General features: G+C 70.4%; 17 protein-coding genes and 2 pseudogenes. 14 read left to right on the top strand and 5 right to left on the bottom strand.

The features are described from left to right. Positions 1-187 precede the first annotated feature (187 nt). The 3 genes from HED23_RS20845 to HED23_RS20835 form a co-directional block, all read right to left on the bottom strand. On the bottom strand, positions 188-1,669 hold the full coding sequence (locus tag HED23_RS20845) for a nucleobase:cation symporter-2 family protein (protein ID WP_203184912.1): 1,482 nt from the start codon (positions 1,667-1,669) through the stop codon (positions 188-190). Continuing rightward, positions 1,663-3,117 (bottom strand): amidohydrolase family protein, encoded by a 1,455-nt coding sequence (locus tag HED23_RS20840; protein WP_203184911.1) that lies wholly within the window; start codon positions 3,115-3,117, stop codon positions 1,663-1,665. The genes HED23_RS20845 and HED23_RS20840 overlap by 7 nt, the downstream gene beginning before the upstream one ends. 195 nt (positions 3,118-3,312) lie before the next feature. Further along, positions 3,313-4,356: a 2-oxoglutarate and iron-dependent oxygenase domain-containing protein gene (locus tag HED23_RS20835; RefSeq protein ID WP_238442061.1), complete on the bottom strand. Its 1,044-nt coding sequence runs from the start codon at positions 4,354-4,356 to the stop codon at positions 3,313-3,315. Between the two features lie 312 nt (positions 4,357-4,668). Between HED23_RS20835 and HED23_RS20830 the strand changes: the two genes are divergently transcribed. The 3 genes from HED23_RS20830 to HED23_RS20820 all read left to right on the top strand — a co-directional run bounded on the left by HED23_RS20830 (position 4,669) and on the right by HED23_RS20820 (position 5,774). Continuing rightward, positions 4,669-4,845 (top strand): hypothetical protein, encoded by a 177-nt coding sequence (locus tag HED23_RS20830; RefSeq protein ID WP_203184910.1) that lies wholly within the window; start codon positions 4,669-4,671, stop codon positions 4,843-4,845. A 213-nt stretch (positions 4,846-5,058) separates the two neighbouring features. Then, complete coding sequence (locus tag HED23_RS20825) at positions 5,059-5,253, top strand: hypothetical protein (protein ID WP_203184909.1); 195 nt, start codon at positions 5,059-5,061, stop codon at positions 5,251-5,253. 278 nt (positions 5,254-5,531) lie between these two features. After that, the gene (locus HED23_RS20820) at positions 5,532-5,774 is read left to right on the top strand and encodes a hypothetical protein (protein WP_203184908.1); all 243 of its coding nucleotides are present in this window, start codon (positions 5,532-5,534) and stop codon (positions 5,772-5,774) included. 138 nt (positions 5,775-5,912) lie between these two features. Here the strand turns inward: HED23_RS20820 and HED23_RS20815 are convergent, their stop codons facing one another. Beyond that, positions 5,913-6,518: a CGNR zinc finger domain-containing protein gene (locus HED23_RS20815; protein ID WP_203184907.1), complete on the bottom strand. Its 606-nt coding sequence runs from the start codon at positions 6,516-6,518 to the stop codon at positions 5,913-5,915. An 88-nt stretch (positions 6,519-6,606) separates the two neighbouring features. On the opposite strand from HED23_RS20815, the gene HED23_RS20810 reads away from it, so the two are divergent. The 3 genes and pseudogenes from HED23_RS20810 (at position 6,607) to HED23_RS20800 (ending at position 9,319) form a co-directional block, all read left to right on the top strand. Beyond that, entirely contained in the window at positions 6,607-7,398 is a 792-nt protein-coding gene (locus tag HED23_RS20810) for an MBL fold metallo-hydrolase (protein ID WP_238442060.1), read from the top strand. Positions 7,399-7,532: 134 nt separating this feature from the next. Then, positions 7,533-8,208, top strand: a pseudogene (locus tag HED23_RS35370) (MFS transporter); the annotation flags it as partial. A gap of 832 nt (positions 8,209-9,040) precedes the next feature. After that, entirely contained in the window at positions 9,041-9,319 is a 279-nt protein-coding gene (locus HED23_RS20800) for a hypothetical protein (RefSeq protein WP_203184906.1), read from the top strand. Between the two features lie 310 nt (positions 9,320-9,629). On the opposite strand, the gene HED23_RS20795 is transcribed toward HED23_RS20800, so the two are convergent. After that, positions 9,630-9,962 carry a type II toxin-antitoxin system PemK/MazF family toxin gene (locus HED23_RS20795; RefSeq protein ID WP_203184905.1) on the bottom strand — a complete coding sequence of 111 codons (333 nt, stop codon included), beginning with the start codon at positions 9,960-9,962 and terminating at the stop codon, positions 9,630-9,632. Between the two features lie 166 nt (positions 9,963-10,128). Between HED23_RS20795 and HED23_RS20790 the strand changes: the two are divergent. From HED23_RS20790 to HED23_RS20755, 8 genes and pseudogenes are all read left to right on the top strand, one after another. After that, positions 10,129-10,320: pseudogene (locus HED23_RS20790) on the top strand (IS701 family transposase); the annotation flags it as partial. A 242-nt stretch (positions 10,321-10,562) separates the two neighbouring features. Beyond that, entirely contained in the window at positions 10,563-10,880 is a 318-nt protein-coding gene (locus HED23_RS20785) for a hypothetical protein (protein ID WP_238442300.1), read from the top strand. Continuing rightward, positions 10,865-11,749: a HipA family kinase gene (locus HED23_RS20780; protein WP_203184904.1), complete on the top strand. Its 885-nt coding sequence runs from the start codon at positions 10,865-10,867 to the stop codon at positions 11,747-11,749. The genes HED23_RS20785 and HED23_RS20780 overlap by 16 nt, the downstream gene beginning before the upstream one ends. Further along, complete coding sequence (locus HED23_RS20775; protein WP_203184903.1) at positions 11,746-12,129, top strand: DUF3037 domain-containing protein; 384 nt, start codon at positions 11,746-11,748, stop codon at positions 12,127-12,129. The genes HED23_RS20780 and HED23_RS20775 overlap by 4 nt, the downstream gene beginning before the upstream one ends. Before the next feature lie 201 nt (positions 12,130-12,330). After that, complete coding sequence (fabG, locus tag HED23_RS20770) at positions 12,331-13,092, top strand: 3-oxoacyl-ACP reductase FabG (protein WP_203184902.1); 762 nt, start codon at positions 12,331-12,333, stop codon at positions 13,090-13,092. Positions 13,093-13,114: 22 nt separating this feature from the next. Continuing rightward, positions 13,115-13,870, top strand: a complete 756-nt coding sequence (locus HED23_RS20765) for an SDR family oxidoreductase (RefSeq protein WP_203184901.1) — start codon at positions 13,115-13,117, stop codon at positions 13,868-13,870. A 119-nt stretch (positions 13,871-13,989) separates the two neighbouring features. After that, positions 13,990-15,570 (top strand): ABC transporter substrate-binding protein, encoded by a 1,581-nt coding sequence (locus tag HED23_RS20760; protein WP_203184900.1) that lies wholly within the window; start codon positions 13,990-13,992, stop codon positions 15,568-15,570. A 102-nt stretch (positions 15,571-15,672) separates the two neighbouring features. After that, a complete protein-coding gene (locus tag HED23_RS20755; protein WP_203184899.1) occupies positions 15,673-16,392 on the top strand; it encodes a uracil-DNA glycosylase in 720 nt (239 codons plus the stop codon). Positions 16,393-16,416: the final 24 nt, after the last annotated feature.

Genomic DNA, 16,416 nt, shown 5'->3' with positions numbered 1-16,416 from the left:
GCAGCGGAGGCGACTCCGGGACGCTGGACGCCGCCGCCTTGCCGCCGGGCAGTCGCGTCGGCCCCGCTCCCGGCAGAGCCGGCTCGGCAACGCGGCCGCGAGCCGCGATGCGCGCGCCCTGTCCCGGGTGCGGCACTCCAATGCCTGGCTGTGGTGACGATGCCGGGCACCGCCCACCGGGTGGAGTTCACGATGTTCTGCATTCACGGCGAGCGGTGCTGGCGGTCGCCTCCTCGCTGCCGACCGGGTCGTCGGCGCCGAGCGGGGCCCGCGCGTGGACGGGCCCGGTGGCCGCGGGAGGCGTCGGCGCCGCCGGGCCGGGACGGCGCCGGCCGAGGTGGTGGAAGAACAGATTGAGCACGACGGCGGTCAGGGTACCGAGCATGATTCCGCTCTCGAAGAGCGCCTGCAACTGGCGTGTCGGCATGTTCTCGGCGAACTGCGGGAACGCGGTGGGCAGGAAGCCGATGCCCAGACTGGTGGCGACCAGGATCGTGTTGCGGGAGTCGGTGAGGTCGGCCTGGCCGAGGATGTGCACGCCGACCACCGCGATGGTCGAAAAGAGCACGATCGTCGCCCCGCCGAGGACCGGCGCAGGCATGGCCGAGACGACCGCGCCCACCTTGGGCACCAGGCCGAGCACCAGCATGATCACGCCGGACCCGGCGACAATCCAGCGCGATTTCACACGGGTGAGTTGGAGCAGGCCGATGTTCTGCGAGTAGACCGTGGTCGGGAAGGAGTTCAGAAGACCCCCGAGCACGGTCGCGAGTCCATCGGCGCGCAGGGCGCGGGTGATGTCGGGGCCCTCGACCTCGCGGCCGGTGATCTCACCGATCGCGAAGAACTGCCCGATCGACTCCACCGCGATGATCACCATGACCAGCACCACGGCCAGAACGGCGAGGAGGCCGAAGCGGGGCGCGCCGTAGTGGAACGGTGCCGTCATCCCGAACCAGCCGGCCTCGCCGATACCGGAGAAGTCCGCCTTGCCGGTTGCCGCCGCCGCGGTCGTCCCCGCAGCCAGGCCGAGCAGGACGGCCAGGGTCGCGACGAAGCCGCGTGCCACCTTCGTCAGGAGCAGGATCACCGCCAGGGTGACGCCTGCCAGTCCGAGGTGGCCCAGCGTGCCGAAGGTGGGGGACGAGGGGTCGCCGCCGCCCACCTGGCGGGCCGCCACCGTCATCAGGGTGATCCCGACGACGGCCACGATCGTCCCGGTGACCAGCGGCGGGAAGAACCGTACGAGGCGCGAGAAGACCGGTGCGACGAGGAACAGCGCCAGGCCGGCGGCGATCACCGCGCCGAAGATCGTCGGCAGGCCGGCCGTCGCGCCGCCCGCCGCGAGCCCGACGGAGACCAGGGAGGGCACGGCGGCGGTGGACATGCCCTGGACGACCGGCAGCCGTATGCCGATGCCCGGCAGACCCACGGCCTGGAGGAGCGTCGCGACACCGCACGCGAGGAGCGAGGAGTTGACCAGGCGCGCCACCTCGTCCGGCGGCAGGCCGATGCCCTGGGCCACGAGCAGGGGCATCACCACCGCGCCCGCGTAGAACGCGAGGACGTGCTGCAGGCCGAGCAGCCCGAGGCGCCAGAGGGGCGGGACCTCCTCGACCGGGTCGTAAGGCTTCGTGTATGTCGTCCCGCCGGTGTCCGTCGTCAGCATGTGGGAGCTCCCTGGAAGGTGTGGCCCGTGATGTCGGCGCGACGCGTCAGCGCGGCCGCGTGCTCCCGCGCGTGGGCGTAAAGCTCTTCCTCGTCGATCCGGGTGCACCGGCTGTCCTCGAAGACCACCTCGCCCGCGACGATCGTCATCACGACGTCGGAGGACTGTGCGGTGTTGACGAGATGCGAGTCGAGGCGGTGCAGCGGGGTGTGGCGGGCTGTGCTCGACACGTCGACGACGGCCAGGTCGGCCGGGGCGCCCGGTGTGACACGTCCCGTGCCGGGCGCCACCCCTGTGTAGCGTGCGCCGCCGAGCGTCGCGGCGGTCAGCGCGTCCTCGCAGCGCACCGACGCCGGGTCGAGGGTGGCCAGGCGCTGCGTGAACAGCATCTGCTTCATCACCTCGAACATGTCCTGCCTGCCGCCCGCGCACGGGCCGTCCGTACCGAGGGCGACGGTCGCCCCGGCGGCGCGCAGCGCGGCGAGCGGCATCGTGCCCGAGGCCAGATAGGCGTTGGAACCCGGGTTGTGGGCCACGCTCGCACCGCGTGCGCCTACCGCCGCGATCTCCTCCTCGTCGAGCCAGACGGCGTGGGCGAGGGTGGCGCGCTCGTCGAGCAGACCTTCCTTCTCCAGCCAGGCGACCGGGCGGATGCCGTAGGCGTCGAGGTAGCTCGCGGGGTCTTTCGCCCCCTCGCTGCAGTGTGTGTGCCAGCGGACGTCCGCCCGCCGGGCCTGTTCGACGGCGCCGCGGACCAGGTCCTGGTCTCCGTAGGACAGATTGAGCGGGGCGGGCCAGACCTGGACACGGGAGCCGGCCGGGCGGGCGGCCAGGCACTCGGCGGTGATCCTGAGCTCCTCGGCGGTGGAGTACCGGTACAGGGCGGTCGGCAGGCCGCGGGCTTCCGCGACGGCCGTGCGGTCGCCGAGCATGCCCCGGGCCACCGCGCCGCGCAGCCCGGTCTCCTCGACAGCGTCGGCCACCGCGAGGATCGTCTCGGTGTCCGTCGGCGCGTAGTGGTGGTCGACGACGGTCGTGATGCCCGCCCGCGCGGCCTCCGCCGCTCCGAGCCGGGCGGCGACCCGGGCGTCCTGCGCGGTGACGGCGATGGCGTAGGGCCACATGAACTCGCGCAGCCACGGCCAGATCGCCATGCCCTCGCCGAGACCGCGGGCGAGTGACTGGAACAGGTGGGTGTGCGCGTCGGTGAAACCCGGCAGTACGGCCCTGCCGGTGCAGTCGACACCACGGCGGGCGCGGAACGCCCCCCGCAGGGCTGTGGTGGAGCCGACGGCAACGATCCGTCCGGCGTCGACGGCGACCGCGCCGTCCTGGTAGGTGACCGTGCGGCCGGTTTTCTCAAGGTCGGGTGTCAGGATGTGGCCGCCGGTGAGCAGCAGGTCGCAGTCGCGGGGGGCGGCGTACTCGGCAAGGGGCGGGGACGGCATGGCGGAGCTCCTCGTGGCGAGAGGGCGGTGTGATGGCGAGCGATGCGGGGACCGTCGCCGGCGGAGCGGTGCGGAAGAGCTGGTAGGAGCCGGGCGTGAGCTCCGCGCGGTCGGGGGCCGTCCGGGCGTCCCGCGCGAGCGCGGGTCGCCCGGAGCGTCCCGCACGGATGGCGACCCGTAGCGGAGACGGCGTTGTCAGCCCGCGAAGTTCGCGGCGATGCGCTGCCGCAGGTAATCCGCCGCGGTGACGGGCGCGTGGACGCCGTCCGGGTCCGCGATGAGGGCGCTTCCGTCGGCCTGCGCGAAATAGGCGATCGAGTAACGCGAGCCGAGATCGCCGTCCGGGTGCGGCGGGGCGACCCGGTGGAAGTTGGACGGCAGCCGGTCGCCGCTCCAGCGCGCCAGCATGTCCCCGATGTTGCAGGTGATCAGGGACGAACGGGCCGGGACCGGGGTCCAGCGGCGCTCACCGGCCTCGCGGCCCGGGCAGACCTGCAGCCCTTCCTGGCCTTCGCGCTGGAAGAGGAGGGTGAGGCAGTCGAAGTCAGTGTGGGCGCCGGCGCGCCAGGAGTTGTCGGCGGTGGCGCGGACCGCTGCCTCACGGCTCGTCGCGTAGTAGTGCAACAGGCGCAGTGTGGACTGGTGGTCCGGGGCCGACGGGTCGTGCTGTGAGGCGAAGAACCCTTCGGGCAGGCCGAGCCGGTCGGCGAAGCAGCCCAGGACGCGCATGGCCAGGTCGTGACAGCGGGCCTCGAAGGCGAGCAGAGTGGCCCGAAAACCGGCCAGTTCGGACTCCTGGGGCCACATGCCGGCCATGCGCGGGCGGGTGAGCTGGAAGGACTCCTTCTCGTCCGGGGTGCCGGTGGACGGCCGGACCTGGCTGCGGTACTCCCAGCCCGCGTTGCTCCCCGGCCGCAAGGCCTGCCGCGCCTTCACCTCGGCCGGGAGCGCGAAGTAGGCGCGGGCAGCGGCGAAGGCGGCGTCGCTCTCGTGCCGGTCGATGCCGTGGCCGCTGAGCTGGAAGAAGCCGATCTCCGTGGCTGCCTGCCACAGTTCGGCGGCGATCTCGGAGCGCCGGTTGTCGAAGTCGCCGAGGTCGATGACCCGGATCTCGCGTTCGGCCGTCCCGCCGTCACCGGCGCCCATCGCCCGCTCCCTGGCGAGTTCGGCCTCGGCGGTCACGGCAGCTGTGCCGCTGCGAGCGGGGAACGTGGGCGTGTTGTCCGTGTGCGTGTTCAACGTGGTTCTCCCTGTGGAAAGCCACACGGCCGACCCCTGCAACGCCGACCGTGCGAGCGGGTGAACGAAGCGCGGTCATCGCCCCCGGCGCTTCCACCGACCGGAGCAACGGACCCGGTCGGGCACGGTCGCCACGGCCTTGCTGCCGCGGACGTCGTGAGCTGGCAGCCGGTTTCCGATCCAGGAGGCACCTGACCGGGGAACCGGCTGCGCGATGTGGAGAGTCTGGCGCGCACGTGTTTCGGACGCGCGACACGAGATGACGGTGCTGTAACCGTGAGCCGGGCTCAGTGGCGACGGGGGAGATCCGAAGTGGCAGGGCACGTCATAGCTGCGCACCCGGCCGCACGGCGCCTGCGCGGCCTGCCCCTGCTCCTTTCCACGGCCGTGGTTCTGTGCTCGCGGACTTTCCGGACCCGCGTCACCGATCAGGCACCCCTGCGCCCCTTCGACCAGGTCTTCGGCAGCGCCGCCGCGCAAGCGGCCTGAGCGGCATGGTCAAGCAGTTCGACGATGAGAAGGGGCACTCTGGCCTATGGCTATGGATGGCTGCTGACACGACGAGCCGTCCTCGACGCCGCGCGAGATCTGCCAGCCGGACACCGGGCTGACGCAGAGATGGCGGCTCCTCCCTCCGGCGAGACGCAGGCGCGCCACCGTCCCGAAGTCGCGCCCCGCCCAGGGGCGTCGTACACAGGGAAGATGAGCGAGGAACAGACGTCACCGACGTCATGGCATCCGGGCGAGGTTGTGCCGGAGAGCGGGATCTACGAGTGCGACTGCGGTGCGGGCCACCACTGGAGCACCGACGTGAAGGGGCACCGCTTCCCGCCCCTCCCGGCAGGCTGCTCCGGGGCCGCGTGGACGCTTCAGACGGACGCGCACCCCGATTCCTGACCCAGCACCTGACCGCCCTGCAGGGAGCCCCTGCGTGGTCTTGAGGCCACCTGCGGAGCCGATGCTCGCGCAGGCCCGCGAAACCCTCACACCCCTCGGCACCGCCCCCGGCGGGATGGCGGTCCAGCCTGAGTTCGACGGCTTCCAGGCACTGCTCTGCACCCCGCTCCGCGCAGGTGATCCGGTGCTGTCGCAGACGCGGCGCGGGGCGCCGGCCCAGGACCGCCTGGCACCGGCTCGGGCCGCCGTGGACGCTGTGCCTGTCGACTTCGGACCCCGTGGTCGCGGACGAGTGGCTGTCCGAGTGGACCGATGTCCCTGGCGTCGAAGGTGTCGCGGTCAAGAGCCTGACGGGCCGCTACCGGCCGGGCGCGCGCGGCTGGAGCAGGGTCCGCCGCAGGAATTCCACCGAAGCCCTCGTAGGCGCCGTCACCGGCTTTCTGCCCGCCCCCGGGTTCTGCCGCTGGGCAGCTAAGACACCACCGGCGGCCTACGGCTGGTGGGCAAGACAGCCCTGCTGAAACCCGGTCCGGCCCCCGACCTCGCCGATGGCTGCGAGAACGACCGGCGTGCCGCTGGGCCTCGCCGTCACGCACCGGGCCGACCGGCAGACCGGTATCGGACCTGGCGGGAGCCGAAGGAGCGCCAGCCCGCTGGTCTCACTCTGCTCGAGTTCGGGTGCGGCGGGCGTAGGCGCGGGCGGCGCGGGCGCGGTCGCCGCAGCGGGTGGAGCACCAGTGGCGGCGACCGTGGCGCAGGAGGTAGCGGTTGCAAGGCGAAGAGCCGCAGGCGGTGAGGCGTTCGGCGTCCGGGCCGGTGAGGAGGTCGGCTGCGCCGGCGGCGAGGGTGGCCAGGGCGTGCTCGACGATCTGGATGGTCGGGTGGGAGGGCGTGCGGTGGAGGCCGCGGGTGGCGTCCCAGTGGAGCAGGGACGTGGCGGGTGCCCGGGTCAGTGCCTCGTTGACGGCGCTGATCGCGCTGCTGGGGGCGGGGTGTCCGTCGACGTGGGAGGCGAGCAGGGAACGGATCTGTTCCCGCAGGGTGCGCAGTTGGGCGGAGCACATTTCCTGCAGTCCGGCGTCGGTGCCGACGGGGGCGAGGTCGTGGTCGATGAGCCACTGGTTGGTGGCGGCCGGGCTGCCGAGGAGGTCGGTGAACTGCCCGCCGGGCAGGGCGACGGCGCTGTTGGCGAAGTCCAGGGCGGGGTACTGCTCGGCGCCGGGGACGGGAGGCAGGACGGGCTCGGCAGTCACGGTCTCCTTCATGGCTCTCATGGTACGCCTTGCCTTTATCCATGAGACACCGCTACCGTTCATCACGGATAAACCGCTTACCAGCCGTGAGGAATATTTCGTGACTGCTGCCCATTCCCCCGCCGGCCAGATCTCCGTGCGCGTATTCGGCGGGCCGACCGCCCTCATCGCCTACGGCGGGCTGAACTTCCTGACCGACCCCACCTTCGACGCCCCCGGCGAGTACCCGATGGACGAGCTCATCACCCTCGTCAAGACCGCCCCGGCGCCTATGGCCCCCGCCGACCTCGGGCGCATCGACGTGGTCCTGCTCTCCCATGACGAGCACCCCGACAACCTCGACCACTCCGGCCGGGCACTGCTGGCCGAGGTGCCGCTCACCCTCACCACCCCCGGCGGAGGAATGCGTCTCGGCGAGGGCGCCAAAGGGCTCGCGGACTGGGAGCCCGTGGTCCTCGACCGCCCCGACGGCGGCGCGGTGACCGTTACCGGCGTCCCAGCCGTGCACGGACCCGGCCCGCGCGCCGAGGTCGAGAAGGGCGCCGGACAGGTTGTCGGCTTCGTGCTCACCTCCGACGACCTGCCCTCCGTCTACGTCAGCGGCGACAACGCCTCAATGGACGCGGTCCAGCAGATCGCCAAGCGCTTCGGCCCGGTGGACACCGCCGTGCTGTTCGCCGGCGCCCCCCGCCTGCCCATCTCTCCTGACGGGCAGCTCGGCCCCCTGCTCGTCCTCGACAGCGCTCAGGCCGCCAAGGCGGCGCAAATCCTCGGCGCGCGCCGCGTGGTGCCCGCGCACTGCGACAGCTGGGCGCACTTCACCGAGAGCCGTGAGGACCTGGTGAGCGCCTTCACCGAGGCCGGTCTGGCCGACCGCCTCCAGCTCAGCTGATCCGCCCGCACTTCTCCGCCTCCCCCGATCCGGCGCTGCGCGCGATGCCGCAGCGCCGGACCAGCAGTGTGGCCCTCCGCAGGCCACCGCCGTCGGGGGTTGCCGCCCGCCAGCAGCGCTCCCGCACACTCCGGATGCGGGACACACGTGGAAAACCCCATGCCCGACCGCGTGACCACCCCGTATCCACCGGCCCAGCAGCGGCACCGCACACCGGCGATTGCGCATCCACCGCTCAGAGGCGCGTCCTGACCGTCCTGCTCGCCTCTCAGATCCTCAGCGGCCTCGGCCCGCAGCGGGCACCACCGTTGCCGCCCTGCTCCTGCGGGACATGCTCCACTCCACCGCCCTGGCCGGACTCGCTGTAGCCCTGCTCACCGCCGGCTCCGCCGTCGCGGCCTTCACCGTCGGCCGCCTCTCACGGAACCGAGGCCGCCGCCCCTGCCTTGCCGCCGGATACCTCGTCGGTGCCCTGGGAGCCGTAGGGGTCCTTGCCGCCAACAGCCCGCCCCTGCCATTCGTCTCCCTGTTCCTGCAGGGATCCGGTACTGCGTCAACTTCCAGGCCCGCTACGCCGGAGCCGATCTGGCCGTACCGGCCAACCGCGCCCGCGCCCTGGTCACCGTCATGGTCGCCACCACCCTCGGCGGCGTGATCGGCCCCAACCTCGCCACACCCACCGGCCACCTCGCCTCGGCCGAGGTGATCGCCTCCTGGAACGCCCGGACCCCGCCGGGCACCTGGATCCAGATCGAGCTGCGCGGCCGCTACTCGGACGGGACGGACACTCCCTGGTACGTGATGGGCCGCTTGACGCCCTCACGGTCCTCGTAGGACCGCTGCTTCAGCCGGCCCTGGGCCTGCCCCCGCTGACCGGCCTGTTCCTCCTGGCCGCCGCCTTCGCCCTCGCCGCCCTCATCCTGATCATCTGGCTGCACTACGACCGACTCCAGCTCGCCCGCGCCCTCGATGCCGACCAGCCACCCACCCCCGCTCCGAGCACGGCACCCCGGCCCGCCCGAGCACGACGGGCCCCCTGGCCTGTCTGCAGGCGTCACTGCCCGTCTGTGGTGCCGATCACCTGCGGATGTCACTGCGGCCGTCCTGCGCCCCAAAGGCGCCAAGGGGTTCGTGAATTGCCGAGGCATCGGAAAGCTGAGCGGTCTATGGCTGGAGGATCATGAACGCCCGCTGCAACTGCCGGGACCACGAACGACTGCCCCAGCACAGCGAAGCCCACATCAACTGAGCCTTCATCGCCCTCATGACCAGGACTCACCCGCAAAGGCCCCAGAGCCCTCAGAGCAACTGGTCCAAGAAGGCAGCAGACACCAGCTGAGATCCGAGGGCGGGAAACCAGAGTGTCGGACCACCGGACCGGGCCGCCGTGGACGCTGTGCCCGTCGACCACGGACCCCGCGATCGCGGGGGAGTGGCTGTACGAGTGGAACCAGATCCCCGGCGTCGAAGGTGTCGTGGTCAAGAGCTTGAGGGGGCCGATACCGGCCAGGCGTCCGTGGATGGTCGAAGGCCCGCCGCAGGAACTCCACCGAAGCGCTCATCGGCGGCGTCACCAGCTCCCTGCGCCGCCCCCGGGTCCTGCTGCTGGGCCGCTACGACAACACCGGCCGCCTACGGGCTGGTGGGCAAGACCGGCCTGCTGAAACCCGGCCCGGCCGGGGACCTCGCCAGCCACCTCACCGATGCCGGCCCGGAACACCCGTGGACCGGTATCCGCTTCACCTCGTCCTGGAACAGCCGCACCCCCCTGGGATCGGTCCTCGTCGGCCCCGTCCTCGTCGCGGAGATCAGCGCCGACGTTGCCCAGTATCACGGAGTGTGGCGCCAGCCGCTGCGCTACGAACGGCTGCGCCTGGACGCTGCACAAGTAGAGGTTCCGAGGTTCGGCGAGAGGTGGTAGCCGCAGCCTGCTCGGTCTGTCGAGCCGGGGTGGCGTTTTCGGAGCGGTTGGACGTATCCGGCGTCGGCACCGCCCACCACCATTCACTTTCAGCAGCTTCGGCTTCTCGAGATTCCCACCCCCCGCGCCGACGATCCGAAGCCGTTCCTCCGAGGCTGGAGCCCGTACGGCGCCTACTGACTCGGACGTTGTCTCGGCGACTGTTCTAGGCCTTTTTGTCTGGATCATCGGGCTGACCACAGGAAGATGCGAAACGGCCCAGTACTCCAGCCGTAGATCGTGATCTCGACGGTGAGTGGCGCCTCTCCGCCTACCCGAGTTCCCCGAGACGGAGGGCGTCCTCGATCTCGCTGAGCTTCGCGGAGGACAGGACGCCCGCCCGCTCGATCAGGTCGTCCTGGGACACGGTGGTCAGCCACGTGCAGGGGGTAAAGCCCGGGCGCGGGAACGCGAACCTCAGCACGCCTTCAGAGGGCAGTCCTTCCAGGGCACCTACTTGCACTTCGACGCCCAGACCGCTGATGTCGACGCCCGCAGGAGTGACGACCTGCATCGCCCGGATCCTGGACGCGTCGTCTGCCGCCAGCACTACGACCAGCCGCCGCTCGTCGAACTCCACCCACCAGACCTCACCACGTCGCACATGTCCTCCTGACTCAGGACGGCAGGCGGAACTGCGCGACCCTGACGCGTTGTGGAGACGGGTGCGGCCCCGTTGATCATCGTGAGTTGTGTGGACTGACGAAGAGGCGGGGGCCGCGGGTCACAGCATAGAACCCGCCCGTTGGCGGGACGCGTTCGAGGGCCTGATGGGCCGGATCACGGGGCTCTTCGCCCGGGTCGAACCCCGGCGCAGCAGGGCCAAGCAGGATGCCGATCAGGTCCGCGACGACGCGTGCGGCTACGTGGTGGAGCACCCGCACGACGACCGGGCGGTGCTGGTCGTCGAAGAGACCGGCGATGTGAAGAAGGGCACTGGCACGGTCGGCGTCCAGCGCCGTTCCCGCCGGTAGAGGTAGAGCCGCGGTGGGGGAAACCGCAGGGGGAGAAGAAGTTCTCCCTGCTGCTCACCACGCGCTTCGGCAACGCCGTCGCGGTGAACACCCGGAACACGTACACCTGGAAGCCCGCCTTGGCCAAGGCCGGCGTCATCCCGCCACGTGCCGAGGCGGCGAAAGCCTGGCAGTGGGCGGCGGCCCCGAGGGGCGGCTTCCATGCGCTTCGGCACACCTGCGCCTCGATCATGTCGGAAGCCGGAGAGTCCGTTGTGACTCTGGCTCGGTGGCTCGGGCACTCCTCGCCGGTGATCACCCTCGGTTACTATGCTCACTTCATGCCGGAAGCCGGAAGCCGGAAGCCGGAAGCCGGAAGCCGGCAGCACGGGGCGCGGCACCATCGGCGGTCTGCTCGGGGAGCGGGGGGACCGACTCGCCGGCCGGAATTCCCCAGATTCTCCCCAGCTCCCTCGACCGGTGATTCCTGCCTCTACGCCCCGGAGAGGCTGCCCGTGAATTGTGGGGCTGAGAAGATTGGTGGCCTGGGAAAGTGTTGGAAGAAGTAGTAGCGACCCGCTATGTCACGCCCCTGCGTGAAGGCGGATCGCTCCCCGGGATCGTCGAGGCCGACGACCTCGGCACGTATGTCATGAAGTTCACCGGAGCGGGACAGGGCCGTAAGACCCTGGTCGCGGAGGTCGTCTGCGGCGAGCTCGGCCGGAGGCTGGGGCTGCGGGTGCCGGAACTGGTGACCATCCAGCTCGACCCCGTCATCGGTCTCGCCGAGCCGGACCAGGAGGTGCAGGAGCTCCTCAAGGCCAGCGCCGGGCTGAACCTCGGGATGGACTATCTGCCCGGCTCGCTCGGATTCGATCCGCTCGCCTACGAGGTCGGCCCGGCTGAGGCCGGAAGGGTCGTCTGGTTCGACGCGCTCATCAACAATGTGGACCGGTCGTGGCGGAATCCCAACATGCTCGTCTGGCACGGTGAGCCGTGGCTGATCGACCACGGGGCCACCATGATCTGGCACCACAACTGGCCGGGCGCGCAGGCCTCCGCGGCGAAGCCTTACAACGCGTCGGACCACGTCCTCGCGCCGTTCGGGCCGGACATCGCCGCCGCGGCCGCCGAGCTCGCCCCGCTCGTCACGGAGGAGCTGCTCACCGAGGTGGCGGCGGAGGTGCCGGACGAGTGGCTGGCCGGAGAACCCGGCTTCGGCACCACGGACGATCTGCGCCGGGCTTATGTGGAGCCGCTGCTGGCCCGCGCCGGCAGCATCCACGAGCGCATCGTCCTGGAAGCGCCCACGAAGACCAGGCCCTCCCAGGTCCCCGGGTGGCTGACGGAGCACCTGAGCCCCTGGCCGCATCCCACCAAGAAGGACCGCGACGCGCAGGCGGGCGCCGGACCGAACAGCAAGGACGGCGGCCGATGAGCAAGCGCGATGTCTTCGAGTACGCGGTCCTGCGCGTCGTTCCGCGCGTGGAGCGCGGCGAGTGCTTCAACGCGGGCGTGCTGGTCTACTGCCGGGCCAAGTCGTTCGTGGCCGCGCGGACACACCTGGACGAGCACAAGCTCGAGGCGCTGGACCCAGGGGCCGACGTAGCCGGTGTGCGGGCCGCTCTGCGGGCCGTCGAAGGTGTCTGCGGCGGTGGCGAGGCGGCGGGCCAGGCAGCCGGTGACGACGCGGGGCGGCGCTTCCGCTGGCTGATCGCACCTCGGTCCACGGTCGTTCAGCCCGGCGTCGTGCACAGCGGCCTGACCACGGATCCGGCGGCCGAGGTCGAGCGGCTCCTCGACCTGCTGGTGCGCTGATCGAGAGGCCGGCGCCGCCGCCCGGGACGTACGGGTGGTGGCGCCGTCCGGTGTGACATGCGTCCATGCCCCCGTGTGCCGTTGACACCGGGTGCCGGGGCTTCTAGCGTCTCGTCTGCTGAAGGTACTAAGCGGTTGCTCAGTTATCGGGAACTTCCTGACGTCCGCTGAGCCGCGATCCAAGGGCGAGGAGAACCAAGCATGTCCACCACCGAGCAGCGCGTCGCCATCGTGACGGGAGCGGCACGGGGCATCGGCGCCGCCACCGCCGTACGCCTGGCGGCCGAGGGCCGCGCCGTCGCCGTACTCGACCTCGACGAGGCGGCGTGCAAGGAGACGGTCGAGAAGATCACCGCCGCCGGGGGCAAGGCCCTCGCCGTCGGCTGCGACGTGTCGGACAGTGCGCAGGTGGAAGCCGCCGTCGCGCGTGTGGCCGCCGAGCTCGGCGCCCCGACGATCCTGGTCAACAACGCGGGTGTGCTCCGCGACAACCTGCTCTTCAAGATGAGCGAGTCCGACTGGGACCTCGTGATGAACGTCCACCTCAAGGGCGCTTTCCTGATGGCCAAGGCCGTCCAGTCGCACATGGTGGAGGCCAAGTTCGGCCGCATCGTCTCGCTCTCGTCCTCCTCCGCGCTGGGCAACCGGGGCCAGGCCAACTACTCCGCCGTCAAGGCGGGCCTGCAGGGCTTCACCAAGACCCTCGCCAAGGAGCTCGGCAAGTTCGGCGTGACCGCCAACGCCGTCGCCCCCGGTTTCATCGTCACCGAGATGACCGCCCAGACGGCGGCGCGGGTCGGCATGGGCTTCGAGGAGTTCCAGGCCGCCGCGGCGACACAGATTCCCGTACAGCGGGTGGGCCGCCCCGAGGACATCGCCAACGCCATCGCCTTCTTCACCGGTGAGGACGCGGGCTTCGTGTCCGGGCAGGTCATGTACGTCGCCGGCGGACCGCTCAACTGACCCCGGAAGGGCAACGGACACCATGACTGTGCAGGACAGTGGCAAGGTCGCGCTCATCACGGGCGCGAGCCGGGGCATCGGCTACGGCGTCGCCGAGGCGCTCGTCGCCCGGGGCGACCGGGTCGTCATCACGGGCCGGGGCGAGGACGCCCTGAAGGAGGCCGTCGAGAAGCTCGGCGCCGACCGGGCGGTCTGCATCGCGGGCAAGGCTCACGACGAGGCGCACCAGGCCGCAGCGGTCCAGCGGGCGATGGAGGCGTTCGGCCGGGTCGACTACCTGGTCAACAACGCCGGTACGAACCCCGTCTTCGGGCCGATGGCCGAGCTCGACCTCAACGTCGCCCGGAAGGTCTACGAGACCAATGTGATCTCGGCGCTCGGGTTCGCCCAGCAGACCTGGAAGGCCTGGCAGCGGGAGAACGGCGGGGCGATCGTCAACATCGCCTCGGTCGCGGGCGTCTCCGCGTCGCCGTTCATCGGTGCCTACGGCATGAGCAAGGCCGCGATGGTCAATCTGACCCTCCAGCTGGCTCACGAGTTCGCACCGGTCGTGCGGGTCAACGCGATCGCCCCGGCCGTGGTGAAGACCAAGTTCGCAGAGGCGCTGTACGAGGGCCGTGAGGCCGAGGCCGCGGCCGCGTACCCGCTGGGCCGGCTCGGTGTCCCGCAGGACATCGGCGGTGCGGCGGCGTTCCTCACCTCGGAGCAGTCCGACTGGATCACGGGGCAGACACTCGTGGTCGACGGCGGTATTTTCCTGAACGCGGGCGTGGCCTGAGGGAGGCCTGCGTCAGTTTGGTCCTGATTGACTCAAGTGCCCCGCCGGGCCAGCGGATTGTCCCGGCGGGGCGCTGCGGTATGGTCTGCCGACCCCAAGGCCGATCGAGGAGCGTGCGCGTGTTCTACCGGGCCAGTCTGCAGGCTGCTGCAGCCCTTGCTTCCCTTTCTGTGCTGGCCGGCTGCGGTCTGCTGTCCGACAGCAGTTCGGAGACGAACCAGCAGATATCGGTCGGAACGACGAGTTCGCCCTCGACCCTCGATCCGGCGGCAGCCTGGGACGGCTCCTGGGAGCTGATGAGGAACGTTTTCCAGACCCTGGTGAGCTTCCCGACCGGCAGTACGAGCCCCGAGCCCGACGCGGCGAAGGAATGCAGCTTCACCGATTCCACGAGCATGGCGTACCGGTGCACCCTGCGCTCGGACCTTGAATTCTCCGACGGGGAGAAGATCGACGCCGAGGCCGTGAAGTACTCCATCGACAGGATCAAGAAGATCAAGGTCAAGGGCGGTCCGGCGGGCCTGCTCGGATCTCTCGACCGGGTGGAGACCAAGGGCGACGACACGGTCGTCTTCCACCTCAGCAAGGCGGACGCGACCTTCCCGTTCATCCTGGCCACGCCCGCGATGTCGATCGTCGCCCCCGGTGACTACCCGGCGGACAGCATCCGCGACGACGGCAAGGTCACCGGTTCGGGGCCGTACGTCCTGGATTCGTACGAGCCGGGCAAGAAGGCCGAGCTGACCAAGAACCCCAGCTACAACGGCTTCGCCGACAGGAAGAACGACTCGGTCACGATCCGCTACTTCAAGGACTCCGCCCCGATGGTGGAGGCGCTGAAGGACAAGGAGATCGATGCCACCTACCGCGGTCTGACGGCCGAGGAGGTCATCGGTCTCGAGGACGACAAGGAGGACAACGACGGTCTGCAGATCGTCGAGTCCGTCGGCGCCGACATCCGTTTCCTCGTCTTCAACCCCAAGGACCCGGCCGCCGGGAAGCTCGCAGTCCGCCAGGCCATCGCGCAGGTGGTGAACCGGGACGCCCTCGTCGCCAAGGTCTACCAGGGCACTGCCGAACCGCTCTACTCCATGGTCCCCAAGGGCATCGCCGGGCACGCCACCAGCTTCTTCGACTCCTTCGGCGACCCCGATGTGGCCAAGGCCCGGAAGACGCTCTCCGAAGCGGGAATCACCGAGCCCGTCGAGATGACCTTCTGGTACACCACGGACCGCTACGGCTCCTCCACCGCTCCCGAGTTCGCCGAGCTGAAGCGCCAGCTCGAGGCGTCAGGCCTGTTCCGGATCACGCTGAAGAGCGCGCCCTGGAAGTCCTTCCAGGAAGGCTTCAACAAGGGCGACTACCCGGTCTTCGGGCGTGGCTGGTTCCCCGACTTCCCGGACCCGGACAACTTCATCGCTCCCTTCGTCGGCCAGGACAGCGTCACCGGCACCCCGTATCTGTCCGACGAGATCACCCAGGAGCTGCTGCCGTCCTCCCGCAAGGAGAGCGACCGCGGCGCCGTCTCCGACCAGTTCAAGCGGGCCCAGGAGATCCTCGTCAAGGACGTACGGCTCCTGCCCCTGTGGCAGGGCAAGCTCTATGTGGCGGCCGGTGAGGACATCGGCGGCGGCGAGCGCGCGCTCGACCCGCAGACGGTCATGCAGATGTGGGAGCTGTACCGCAAGACGAGCTGGTAGGAACGACCGCGGGAGGGCGGCGCCAGGCTCGGCGGTTCCGTTGTCAGTGGTCCCCGGTAGGTTCTGAGATCAAGAACCGATTGCTTACCGGAGGTTGTGGACGTGACCGACACCGACCTGCTGCCCGAGTCCTGGCGCGGCGTCCTCGGCGAAGAGCTGCAGAAGCCCTACTTCAAGGAGCTCACGGATTTCGTCGAGGAGGAGCGGGGCCGGGGTCCTGTGTATCCGCCGCGCGAACAGGTCTTCGCCGCGCTGGAGGCCACGCCGTACGACCGGGTGAAGGTGCTCATCCTCGGCCAGGACCCCTACCACGGCGAGGGCCAGGGGCACGGACTGTGCTTCTCCGTGCGGCCGGGAGTCAAGACGCCCCCCTCGCTGCGCAACATCTACAAGGAGATGAACGACGAGCTCGGCCTCCCCGTCCCTGACAACGGATATCTGATGCCTTGGGCGGAGCAGGGCGTCCTGCTGCTGAACGCGGTGCTGACGGTCCGCGGCGGCGAGGCGAATTCGCACAAGGCCAAGGGCTGGGAGAAGGTCACCGACGCGGTCATCCGCGCCGTGGCCGACCGGCCCGACCCGGCCGTCTTCGTCCTCTGGGGGAACTACGCCCAGAAGAAGATCCCGCTGATCGACCAGGACCGCCATGTGGTGGTGAAGGGCGCGCACCCCTCGCCGCTCTCGGCCAAGAAGTGGTTCGGCTCGCGCCCCTTCACGCAGATCAACGAGGCCGTCGCCGCGCAGGGGCACGAGCCCATCGACTGGCGGATCCCGGACCTGGGCCTTCAGACGACCCGGACGTCGGCAGGGGCCCGCGCCTGAGCGGGATTGCCCGTGGCTGCGACT

The sequence above is a fragment of the Streptomyces pratensis genome (assembly GCF_016804005.1).
Lineage (GTDB): Bacteria > Actinomycetota > Actinomycetes > Streptomycetales > Streptomycetaceae > Streptomyces > Streptomyces pratensis_A.
This window is presented reverse-complemented; position numbering and strand designations above follow the sequence as displayed.

What these genes read in the sequence shown, in the direction of transcription:
- HED23_RS20845 (WP_203184912.1), bottom strand. Translation starts at nt 1,669, where the DNA reads ATGCTGACGACGGACACCGGCGGGACGACATACACGAAGCCTTACGAC.
- HED23_RS20840 (WP_203184911.1), bottom strand. Translation starts at nt 3,117, where the DNA reads ATGCCGTCCCCGCCCCTTGCCGAGTACGCCGCCCCCCGCGACTGCGAC.
- HED23_RS20825 (WP_203184909.1), top strand. Translation starts at nt 5,059, where the DNA reads ATGAGCGAGGAACAGACGTCACCGACGTCATGGCATCCGGGCGAGGTT.
- HED23_RS20815 (WP_203184907.1), bottom strand. Translation starts at nt 6,518, where the DNA reads ATGAAGGAGACCGTGACTGCCGAGCCCGTCCTGCCTCCCGTCCCCGGC.
- HED23_RS20785 (WP_238442300.1), top strand. Translation starts at nt 10,563, where the DNA reads ATGTCGGAAGCCGGAGAGTCCGTTGTGACTCTGGCTCGGTGGCTCGGG.
- HED23_RS20775 (WP_203184903.1), top strand. Translation starts at nt 11,746, where the DNA reads ATGAGCAAGCGCGATGTCTTCGAGTACGCGGTCCTGCGCGTCGTTCCG.
- fabG (WP_203184902.1), top strand. Translation starts at nt 12,331, where the DNA reads ATGTCCACCACCGAGCAGCGCGTCGCCATCGTGACGGGAGCGGCACGG.
- HED23_RS20765 (WP_203184901.1), top strand. Translation starts at nt 13,115, where the DNA reads ATGACTGTGCAGGACAGTGGCAAGGTCGCGCTCATCACGGGCGCGAGC.